The 10,992-nt window shown below is 37.3% G+C and carries 11 protein-coding genes; 6 read left to right on the top strand and 5 right to left on the bottom strand.

The window, feature by feature from the left end; genetic code table 11:
- Positions 1-182 precede the first annotated feature (182 nt).
- The 5 genes from WFK35_RS15600 to WFK35_RS15580 form a co-directional block, all read right to left on the bottom strand.
- On the bottom strand, positions 183-869 hold the full coding sequence (locus WFK35_RS15600) for a Bax inhibitor-1/YccA family protein (protein WP_336733371.1): 687 nt from the start codon (positions 867-869) through the stop codon (positions 183-185).
- 20 nt (positions 870-889) lie between these two features.
- Positions 890-1,837: a hypothetical protein gene (locus tag WFK35_RS15595; protein WP_336733370.1), complete on the bottom strand. Its 948-nt coding sequence runs from the start codon at positions 1,835-1,837 to the stop codon at positions 890-892.
- A gap of 26 nt (positions 1,838-1,863) precedes the next feature.
- On the bottom strand, positions 1,864-2,271 hold the full coding sequence (locus WFK35_RS15590) for a peptidylprolyl isomerase (RefSeq protein ID WP_336733369.1): 408 nt from the start codon (positions 2,269-2,271) through the stop codon (positions 1,864-1,866).
- Positions 2,272-2,407: 136 nt separating this feature from the next.
- Positions 2,408-2,854: a peptidylprolyl isomerase gene (locus tag WFK35_RS15585; protein ID WP_336733368.1), complete on the bottom strand. Its 447-nt coding sequence runs from the start codon at positions 2,852-2,854 to the stop codon at positions 2,408-2,410.
- 35 nt (positions 2,855-2,889) lie between these two features.
- Entirely contained in the window at positions 2,890-3,924 is a 1,035-nt protein-coding gene (locus WFK35_RS15580) for an acyl-CoA reductase (RefSeq protein ID WP_336733367.1), read from the bottom strand.
- 59 nt (positions 3,925-3,983) lie between these two features.
- On the opposite strand from WFK35_RS15580, the gene WFK35_RS15575 reads away from it, so the two are divergent.
- The 6 genes from WFK35_RS15575 (at position 3,984) to WFK35_RS15550 (ending at position 10,891) form a co-directional block, all read left to right on the top strand.
- Complete coding sequence (locus WFK35_RS15575) at positions 3,984-4,334, top strand: 4Fe-4S binding protein (RefSeq protein WP_034682968.1); 351 nt, start codon at positions 3,984-3,986, stop codon at positions 4,332-4,334.
- 124 nt (positions 4,335-4,458) lie between these two features.
- Positions 4,459-5,523, top strand: a complete 1,065-nt coding sequence (gene serC / locus WFK35_RS15570; RefSeq protein ID WP_336733366.1) for a 3-phosphoserine/phosphohydroxythreonine transaminase — start codon at positions 4,459-4,461, stop codon at positions 5,521-5,523.
- 114 nt (positions 5,524-5,637) lie between these two features.
- On the top strand, positions 5,638-6,600 hold the full coding sequence (locus WFK35_RS15565; protein ID WP_336733365.1) for a D-2-hydroxyacid dehydrogenase: 963 nt from the start codon (positions 5,638-5,640) through the stop codon (positions 6,598-6,600).
- A gap of 3 nt (positions 6,601-6,603) precedes the next feature.
- On the top strand, positions 6,604-7,848 hold the full coding sequence (locus WFK35_RS15560; protein WP_108410250.1) for a DUF1015 domain-containing protein: 1,245 nt from the start codon (positions 6,604-6,606) through the stop codon (positions 7,846-7,848).
- Positions 7,849-8,128: 280 nt separating this feature from the next.
- Positions 8,129-9,535, top strand: coding sequence for a M20/M25/M40 family metallo-hydrolase (locus WFK35_RS15555; RefSeq protein ID WP_336733364.1), 1,407 nt, complete (start codon positions 8,129-8,131; stop codon positions 9,533-9,535).
- A complete protein-coding gene (locus tag WFK35_RS15550; RefSeq protein WP_336733363.1) occupies positions 9,536-10,891 on the top strand; it encodes a M28 family peptidase in 1,356 nt (451 codons plus the stop codon).
- Positions 10,892-10,992 lie beyond the last annotated feature (101 nt).

Here is a 10,992-nt window from a genome sequence, read left to right as displayed (position 1 = left end):
ATTTGTGATAAAATTAGTGCCATTTGTGTTTTAGTTCAAACACGAATTTCACAAATATTCTTTCACGAATAAGCACAAATATTTTTAAAAATTGTGTCATTTGTGTTTAGATCAAACCAAAAATAAAATCCCGATGAAAATACATCAGGATTTTTTGGGTTTATAAAATTTCTATTATTGAATTAGCTTCTTCTGCTCATTAAAATTCTCAAAATATACCAGAACAAAAGCATAATAGAAGCAAAAAGCTGTAAAGAAGCTCCAACATACTGATCTGTGGTGTAAGAATCTTTCAGTTTGCTTGTCTGGTACAAAATCGTTGCAGAAGCCAGAATTACCATTCCTACCGAAAACCAAAGTCCAAGATCGAATCCGAAAATCATTCCGCCAACAATTAATCCAAGTGATATAAATCCTCCGATTACAATAATATTTCTAAGGAAAGAAAAATCTCTTTTTGAAGTAAATGCTACAAAAGAGATCCCTGCAAACATCGCGATGGTTAACATTGCTGCCTGATAAATAATGGATCCTCCAACATTCACTACTGCAATGTAGATCATCGGCATAAAAATTAACGCTTCAAGCAAAATATAAAATCCCAGTCCCATATACTGAACCGATCTGCTTTGCGAAAGAGACCATTTATTCGCCAATACAGAAGCCAGCCAGAATACTCCGATAATTAACAGCCAGGTAAGTTTTCCCTGAAATATTAATCCGATAACTTCCGGCGGAACGGTTTTTAACAATACGGTTTCCACTCCAATAAAAGCAAGAATCGCCAAAGCAACGTGCAAATACGTTTTTTTATAAAATTCTGCTTTTTCCACTTCTTTGGCATGCGCCACTAAAACATCTGTCATCATAGTTTTTATTTTTTAATATGTTATTCTAATCTTTTCATAGGTTTTATTCCTATAATTTTTCCGCTATCCTCAAAAAGAACGGTGATCATTTCTTTGGGTGGGGAAACTTCTTCTTTATATTTAAACTGAACCATCGGATATTGGCTTCCGTCATTTACCAACTGAAATCCCGTCATAAAAACATCAATCTGTTTATCAAAATGAATATTTTCAGCTAACTTTTTAAGCGTATCATCCGTTGTGGAACCGGCAATTTTTTCTGAAAGTAAATCTCTTGCTCCGGCAAAATCAGAAGTTTTAAGCTTTTCAATAAATTTTAGAAATTCAATAGTATATAAACTTATCTTCTCTTTTCCTAACGCATTTCCATCATCTTCTTTTCGCTCATTTTTTACATACAATCTAATTTTATGTCCGGGAACTGTAGCCATCATTCCTTGTCTTTCATAATATTCCGAAAGATCAATATAGGCAAAGATATTTATACTGTCTTTAATCTTCCATTCATCACTTCGATGGAGTCCTTCTTTGGAATTAAGGAGATTGAGATTATTCAAATTTCCTTTCTGATGGCTTTTGCCATATTTTTTCGAAACCTCACTGATAAGCTCTTCATATTTCTTTATCATGGCTTTATTAAAACTCATGGGTTTCTTCACATTTTCGCCTTTATCAAAATTGTAAACATCCCATTCATAAAGAATTTCCGCAATAGCAGAATCTGTTTTATAGGCTTTATAAAATACTCGAAGATTTGGAATTTCCTTTTCTTTCCTTTCAAAAATAACAGGCTGAAGAACGGGCTCGAAAGAAATGTACTCTTCATCTGTCTTAACAATTTTGCTTCCTAACTTATTTTCAAACTGAATAAAATCATTCAGTTTTTTCCCTTGAATATCAGTCTGAATTATATTTTGAGAATAACAAAACTGACTGAGCAGGAGAATACCTAACATTTTAATTTTCATCGTGTTTTATCAAAAAATTTTCTAAATTATTTCATCATCTTATACGGTTTAATTCCCATGATCTTTCCGTCTGTTTCAAAAACTGCTGTAATTACCTCTTTGGGTTCAGCGGCTTTATCATCAGAATATTTATACTGAATCATTGGCAGGCTGCTTCCGTCAATTAAGGGTTTATAACTGGCTTTGATAATCTGAAAAGTTTTATCAGTCTTAATATCTGCGGCAAGCTTCTGGTAAACAACATCTGTTACCATCTTTTTAGCTTTTTCAGATAAAAGTTCATCCATGACTTTCCGGTCAGAAAACTTTAGGGCTGCGATAAATTTCAGAAATTTTCCGTTGTAGAGTTCAATCTCCTCCTTGCTAAGACTTAAAGAGGGTTTTACATCGGTGGCTACATTTGTGTTTGTGTTCTTTTTTGTTTCCGGTTTCACATTTTTCGTCTTTTGTGAAAGAAAAAAGGGCGCCGACAAAACGGAAAGAACTAAAAGTATTTTTTTCATTATGCTTAAACTGTTTCAATAAACAATAAACGGAATACACGATTCTGTATTGCTTATCACTTATAAATTACCTGCTGTAATCCGGCATTACACCTAAGATTTTACCGTCATTTTCGAAAACCACAGTAACCAGATCTCTTGGCGGAGAAAGCGTATCGTCTTTATATTTATACTGAATCGTTGGATAAGTTTGGTTATCCAGCAGTTTCTGATAGCCGGATTTATACACTTCAAATGTACGTTCAAAGCTGATTCCGCCCGATAATTTCTGAATGACATTATCTGAAACAATACTTTTCACTTTATCTGAAATCAGATTATTGACGGCTTCTTTATCCGATCTTTTTAATGCATCCACAAATTTCAGAAAATACGGATGATAAAAGTCGATTTTATCTTTACTCAATTCCGAAGTAATCTCTATTTTCTTGCTTTCAACAACTTTAATTTTGCTTTCCTGCGAAAAACCCGCCTGAAAAGCCAAAGCCGCAACAATCAGAAGTATTTTTTTCATAATAAAATGATTTGCTGACAGCAAGATACAAAGAATTATATTACGGATAAAAATTTCATCGTATCTACATTATCCGCATAAGTATTCAACCCCGGATTTTGGGCTTCTCCCAATTTAATGGAATCCAAACCAAGCTCCTCTTTCGCCACCACACACTGAATGTTTTCTTCGTTTTCCGAAATAAAACTTTTCACTTCATCCAGAGAAGAATATCTGCTGAAATTGATCACGGAAAGCGGACTGAATAATTTTTCATCTTCCTTCAGCATTACAAAATTATTATCCCAGAATTTATCCTGATTTAAAAGATAAACCGCCCTGTTGTAATCGTAATTATTGGCATATTTATTATGATTGATGATCTCCTGAAAATCCAGAAAACTTTCAAATAATCTGTCGAGAACAAAATCCTGAGGAATAAAAAGCCGGGTTACATTTCTGCATCCCAAACCGAAATAACGGAAAATATCTTCCGCCAGAAGCTTAAGCTCCTCTTCCGTTTCATCCCCTTTTAAAACAGCAATGGAAGTCCTGTTTTTTCTGATGATATTCAGGTGGTTTTTAAAATAATATTCCAGATATCTTGCTGTATTGTTGCTTCCTGTAGCAATTACCGCATCAAAATTCTCCAGTTTCTCTACAAATTCAAACGAGACATTTCCTTCCGAAAATTCATTCCATTTCTTTAATAAAAACGGAATCATATATTTATCTTTTGAAGAAAGCTTGATCACCGGAATATGATTGCTCAGCACCACAGAAATTACATCATGAAATCCCACCAAAGGAATATTTCCTGCAAGAATAAGCCCTACTCTTTTTGTAGTCTTTGAAATCTGATATTCTTTCAGCCAGTCGGCAATATTTTCTTCCGTAAGAAGATCCGTCCACTGTTTCAAAGCAAACTTCTGGTTTTCAATAGTAAACCACGGATTTTCAATTTCAGATCGTTTCAGTAACAATTCAAAGTCTGAATTGTTATCATTATAATCCTCCTGATTTTTGTTTAAAAAGTCTTTTATATATTGGCTTAGTCTCGTAAGTCCTAAAACTTGATTTTCGATATTCATAATTGCTTTAAAATTGGGGAATATTTTGTAATTTTGTGCAAATTTAAAAAAAATTAGCGATGGCTATTAAAATAACTGATGAATGCATTAACTGCGGAGCCTGTGAACCGGAATGTCCAAACAATGCAATTTATGAAGGAGCAGTAGACTGGAAAGCTTCAGAAGGTACAGAACTGAAAGGTACCGTAACATTACCATCAGGTCTTACAGTGGATGCAGATGCGCCGCAGGAACCTGTAAGTGATGATGTTTATTTCATTGTAACAGATAAATGTACGGAATGTAAAGGATTCCATGAGGAGCCACAGTGTGCAGCCGTTTGTCCGGTAGACTGCTGTGTTCCGGATGAAGATCATGTAGAATCTGAAGAAGCACTGCTTAATAAGAAAGCATTCTTACACGGAGAATAAAAAACTGCCGTCTCATCAATCATGAGGCGGTTTTTTATATACAAAAACTCAGAATAATTCAATAAGAAACTATAAATGAATCTGTAAGAAGAAATTTTTACAGAAAATCCCAAAAAATAATAATATGAGCAAAAAGCACAACTTTAGCGCAGGACCATGTATTTTACCACAGGAAGTTTTCGAAAAATCTGCACAGGCAATTTTAGATTTCAACGGAATCGGACTTTCCCTTCTTGAAATTTCGCACAGAAGCAAAGATTTCGTAGCGGTAATGGATGAAGCACGCGCTATCGTAAAAAGACTGATGAATTTAGGAGATGATTACGAAGTTTTATATTTAGGAGGCGGCGCAAGCCTGCAGTTTGCCATGGTTCCTTACAACCTGATGAAAGTAGGCGGAAAAGCAGCTTATCTGGATACCGGGACATGGGCGGCAGGAGCTATTAAAGAAGCTAAAAAAGTAGGAACAGTAGACGTTGTAGGCTCTTCGAAAGAAGAAAATTACTCTTTCATTCCAAAAGATTACACCGTAGGTTCAGAATATGATTATTTCCACTGCACTTCCAATAACACCATCTACGGAACTCAGATGAAGTCTTTCCCTGAAGTAGACACTTTAATGGTTTGCGACATGAGTTCTGATATTTTCTCAAGACAATTAGATTTTTCAAAATTTGATTTAATCTATGCCGGAGCCCAGAAAAATATGGGACCTGCAGGAGTAACTTTGGTGGTCATTAAAAAAGAAATTTTAGGAAAAACAGGAAGAGAGAATATGTTCTCTATTCTGGATTATGCTCAGCATATTTCTAAAGAATCTATGTACAACACACCGCCGGTTTTCCCTGTTTACGCTTCTCTGTTAACGTTACAGCATCTGGAAAAGAATGGTGGAATTGCCGCTGCAGAAGCCAGAAACGAAGCAAAAGCAAAACTGCTATACGATGAGATCGACAGCAATCCTTTATTTGAAACATTCTGCGTAAAAGAAGACCGTTCTTTAATGAATGTATCTTTCAAAATTACAGACGAGAGCAAAAAAGAAGAATTTGATGCAGCATGGAAAGCTGCGGGAATCAGCGGACTGAACGGACACAGAAGTCTGGGAGGTTACAGAGCAAGTTTGTACAATGCTTTACCGATTGAAAGCGTACAGGTTTTAGTAGATGTTATGAAATCCATAAAATAATATAAATTACTAAATTTCAAACACTTAACAAATATTTAATGTTATTTTAAATTTTCTTAATTTGCGAGACTGTTTAAATTTTGAACCATTAAATATTTAAGTCAAAATAAAACCATGAAAGTTTTAGCCAACGACGGAATTTCGAAAGCAGGAGAACAGGCACTTAAAGATGCCGGAATAGAAGTTCTGGACAACAGAGTTGCACAGGATCACGTCATTAATTTCATCAACGAGAATAACGTGGATGTTCTTTTGGTAAGAAGCGCTACCAAAGTAAGACAGGATCTCATTGATGCCTGTCCTAGTCTTAAAATTATCGGAAGAGGCGGAATCGGGATGGATAATATCGACGTTGAATACGCTATTGACAAAGGAATCTACATCATCAATACGCCGACTGCATCCTCTAAATCGGTTGCAGAATTGGTGTTTGCACATTTCTTTTCACTGGCAAGATTTCTCCATGAATCCAACAGGTTAATGCCTTTGGAAGGAGAAACCCACTTCAACGCGATGAAAAAATCCTTCTCGAAAGCATACGAACTTTCAGGAAAAACATTGGGAGTTATCGGCTTTGGAAGTATCGGACAGGAAGTTGTAAAAATGGGAATCTCTCTGGGAATGAAAGTGAAAGTGCTTACCAGAAAGCCTAAAACAAAAGTCCTTACACTGGAATTTTTCGACGGACAATCTGTTAATTTCGAAATTACTTCCACCAATGATATGGATGAATTCTTAAAAGATGCAGACTTCATCAGTCTCAATACGCCGAAAACAAACGAATATATCATAGACACGCCACAGTTTGAAAAAATGAAAGACGGAGTCTACATTGTAAATACTGCAAGAGGAGGTGTAATGAATGAAGTTTCCCTGATAGACTTCATCGAATCCGGAAAAGTTGCCGGAGCTGCACTGGATGTTTTTGAAAAAGAACCCACTCCGGAAGTGCTTCTGCTGATGAATCCTTCGCTTTCCCTTTCTCCGCACGTAGGCGGAAATACCGTGGATGCACAGGAAAAAATCGGACTTGAGCTTGCAGAACAGATTATTAAGATTAAAGAAACTATAAACTAAAATATGCCAATTTTTAAACCTTTTCGTGGAATAAGACCTCATAAAGACTATGAGAGCACCTTCCCTACTCATCCTCTGGACAATTTTACGCAGGAAGAGATCGCGGAAAAAGCTCAGGTGGAAGACACTTACATTAACATGATAAAGCCTTATGTCGTAAGTAAATCCAAAGATATTGACAGGAATTTAAGGAAGATCCGGTCGACTTTTGAAGAATTGATGGAGGAGAAAAAACTCGTTCAGGACAATTCTGCCTACTATCTTTATGAACAGATTTATCCCAACAAACAGGTTTTCAGAGGGCTTCTCGGTTTAGCAAGCATCGAAGATTTCTGGAACGGAAAAATCAAGAGACACGAAAGTACCATTCCCCAGAAAAAAGAAAAACTGGCTCATTATCTTGAAAAAGTAAATCTTCAGGCAGAACCTGTACTTCTTACCTATCCGGCGAATTCGAAAATCGAACTGCTGATGAACCATGAGGAGAAAAACGTTCCGATCTTCAATCATGTGGATACCAAAGGAATCCGTCATAAAATCTGGAGAATCGATAACCGTTTAAAACTGCAGCAGTTTAAGGAAGTGATCGATCAGATCGATTCTTTTTACATCGCAGACGGACACCATAGAATTGGTTCCACTGCGCTGAACGCCAAACATCAGAAAGAAAAAAACAAAAGACATAACGGGACGGAACATTACAATTTCGTGTACAGCTTTATCGTTTCCAACCAGTCGATTAAAATCCACGATTACAACAGAATCTTAACCGATCTTAACGGTCTTTCGAACGAAGAATTTTTAAAGGAACTGGAAAAATATTTCCTGATCCACGAAAAAGGAGAAACGGCATATTTCCCTTCGCAGAAATTCCACATTTCGATGTATATGGACGGTAAATTTTACTCCCTTCACGTAAAGCACGACCTGCGTTCTCAGGAAATGTCTCTGGATAATCTGGATCATCATCTTTTAGACAAATACATCTTTAAAGATATTTTAAAAATTGAAGATCCCGACAGCTCGGAGAAAATTTCTTACGTAAAAGGAACATCAAGCATTGAAGGAATCAACCAGCTTAAAGAAAAAGTAGACAACGGAGAAGGAAAGGCAGGATTCGGGATCTACCCTGTAAGTTTCAATGACATGATTAAAATTTCAGATCTGAAACTCAGCATGCCTCCGAAATGTACTTTCATTGAACCTAAATTGGTTACTGCACTATTGATGTACGATATGAAACCTTAATCTTTACCTCTATTTAATATAATTCTTTCGATGAACGCTAAGATTGCAAAGAGGTAATTAAAATTTTGAAATATATTCCGTTCGCAAAGGCACTTCGTTCAGCAAATGAAGCCTTTGCTGAGTTATACGCCCTTGCGAACGGATAATCAAAGGTATACCTAAAAAATCCTCGTGTTTATTGCGTTAAAAATAATTAACTGCCGGTTTCTTAATCCGAATTTAGATTAAATTACTATTTTTTCCCTACTTTTATCTGCGGAAAAGAAAAGGTAAATAAAAAATGAAAAAAATATTCATTATCATTCCACTCTTTTTGGGTGGATTTTTATTTTCTCAAAAAAAACCTCTTAAAAAGCCGGTTAAGAAAACTGCTGTCGGCGAAAAATTCAATTACCACGATGAATTTAAAAAGATTTCCGACGAAATCATGACCAACGGAACGGCGTACGAAAATCTGGGACAGCTTACCAAAGGAATCGGGCCGCGTTTCAGCGCAACGCCGGGTTACATGAAGGCTGTAGACTGGGCAGAAAAAAAGCTTAAAGAAATCGGGATCGATATGATCTGGAAAATGGAAGCCAAAGCTCCGGTCTGGATCAGAGGAAAAGAATCTTTACAGATAAAAACCGCTAACGGAGACTGGAAAAACATCAGAATGCTTTCTTTCGGAAATTCTGAAGGAACAGGCGGAAAAGATCTTACCGGAGAAATTGTCTTAATCAATTCCGCCTCAGACCTTAATGCCATGTCTGTCGGACAGCTCAAAGATAAAATCGTTTTTGTGAATCTTCCGATGGATCCTAAGATCATCAATACCAGCGATTCTTATTTAATCACTGCAAAATCCAAACTTATTTCCGCTTCCGTTATTGCTAAAACCGGAGCGAAAGCATTAATTATAAGATCATTAACTACGGCTTCTGACGATACGCCACACGCAAAAATGGTGTATTACGAACCGGATGATAAAATAAGAATTCCCGCTTTATCCATTGGAGTAAAATCGGCTGATGAACTGGAAAAATTATTAAAAAACCAGAAAGTTACCGCTAAACTGAATATGACTGCCCAATCCAAAGGCGATACCACCAATCCGAATATTATTGCTGAAATTCAGGGTAAAAAAGATTCTAAGGTAATTGTTTTGGGTGCGCAGCTCGACTCATGGGATTTCGGAGAAGGAGCAATTGATGACGGAACCGGAGTCGCGCAGTGTATTGAAGTTTTAAGAACATTCAAAGCTTTAGGTCTTGAAAATAACCATACTATACGCGTTGTTTTCTACGCGAACAGCGAAAATGGCGGACAGGGACGCGAGATGTATGCAGCGTACGTGAAGAAGAAAGATGAAAAGCACATTTTTGCACTGGGAACCGATGCAGGAGGCTATTCTCCGAGAGGATTTTCTCTGGATATGTCTCCGCAGAGAAGAAAACAGATTTTCGAATGGAAAAATTATTTTCTTCCTTACGGCGTTTACGATTTTGATCAGACAGAAGCCATTCAGGATATTTCTCCTTTAAAAAAGATGGATATTCCTTTGGCTGAGCTTGTGGTAGACACCCAAAGATATTTCGATTATCATCATTCCGAACAGGATACTTTTGATAAAGTGAACAAAAGAGAGCTTCTTCTCGGTGCGGTGGCAATGACGCAAATGATTTTTATGATTGATAAAAACTGGTAAATGAAAAAGATATTAGGAACAACTTTAACGCTTCTGGGCTTGGCGGTTTTTGGTCAGGCAAAAGAAGACTCCATACAGTTTGCAAAAATTTCTACGGAAATATTAAATAAAGGAAAAGCATACAACGAGCTGAGAGAATTAACCAAAAATATCGGTCATCGTCTCAGCGGTTCAGCATCCTACGAAAAAGCCGTAACATGGGCGGAACAGAAGCTTCGTGATGCAGGAGCCGATAAGGTCTGGCTACAGGAAGTAATGGTTCCGGTGTGGGTTCGCGGAAAAGAATCTTTACACATTAAAACCTCCAACGGAAAATGGAAAAGCTTAAAAATGCTTTCTCTGGGAAATTCTGAAGGAACAGGAGGAAAAGATGTTTCAGGAGAAATTATCATGGTGAGATCCATGGAAGAATACGATAAACTTTCGCCGCAACAGGTAAAAGATAAGATCGTGTTCTTCAATTATCCTTTCAGCCAGACGTATATAGAAACGTTCAGAGGATATGGTGATGCCGCAAAATACAGATCTACCGCTGCATCATTAACAGCTAAAAAAGGTGGGAAGTTTGCCATTATCCGCTCTCTTTCCTCTGCTTTTGATGATGTTCCGCATACAGGTTCCATGCGTTATCAGGATGATAAAAAAATTCCTGCCGTTGCGGTCGGAAGCACGACGGCGGATGAACTGGCAGAACTTTTAAAATCACAGAAAATTACCGCTAAGCTCAACTCCAACTGCGGAATGAAGGGCGAAAAGCTCTCCCACTCCGTGATCGGAGAAATTACCGGAAAGAAAGATAAAAGTGTAATCGTTGTCGGCGGACATCTGGATTCTTGGGACGTGGGTGAAGGCGCCTATGACGACGGTTCGGGAATCGTGCAGAGTATTGAAGTTCTGAGGACTTTTAAAAACTTAGGCATCCAAAATAATCACACCATCCGTGTCGTTTGTTTTGCCAATGAAGAAAACGGCGTAAAAGGCGGCGTTATGTACGGTAAAACAGTGAAAGAAAACAATGAAAAGCATCTTTTTGCCATAGAAACGGATGCCGGAGGATTTACCCCAAGAGGAATTTCCCTTGATATGGATAACGAAAAAAGAAAGCAGATCCAGAGTTGGGCAGACCTGTTTTTACCTTACGGAGTTTATGATTTTAAAAATACCTATTCCGGGACAGATCTTTATCCGCTTCACGATTTAGGAATTCCGACCGCGGAACTTGTCCCCGATTCTCAGCGGTATTTCGACATCCACCACACGGAAGAAGATACTTTTGAAAAAGTAAACCGAAGGGAACTTCTGCTCGGAGCGAGTACTCTGACGCAAATTATTTATATGATTGATAAGAACTGGTAAAATATCATACACGACCGCTCTTTTAAGGGCGGTTTTTTTGTTTCAGATTTTGATGAAGAAACTCTTCGACAGGCTCAGAGTGACAACGCGAATAGTAACTG

The sequence above is a fragment of the Chryseobacterium sp. VD8 genome (assembly GCF_037149975.1).
GTDB lineage: Bacteria > Bacteroidota > Bacteroidia > Flavobacteriales > Weeksellaceae > Chryseobacterium > Chryseobacterium indicum.
This window is presented reverse-complemented; position numbering and strand designations above follow the sequence as displayed.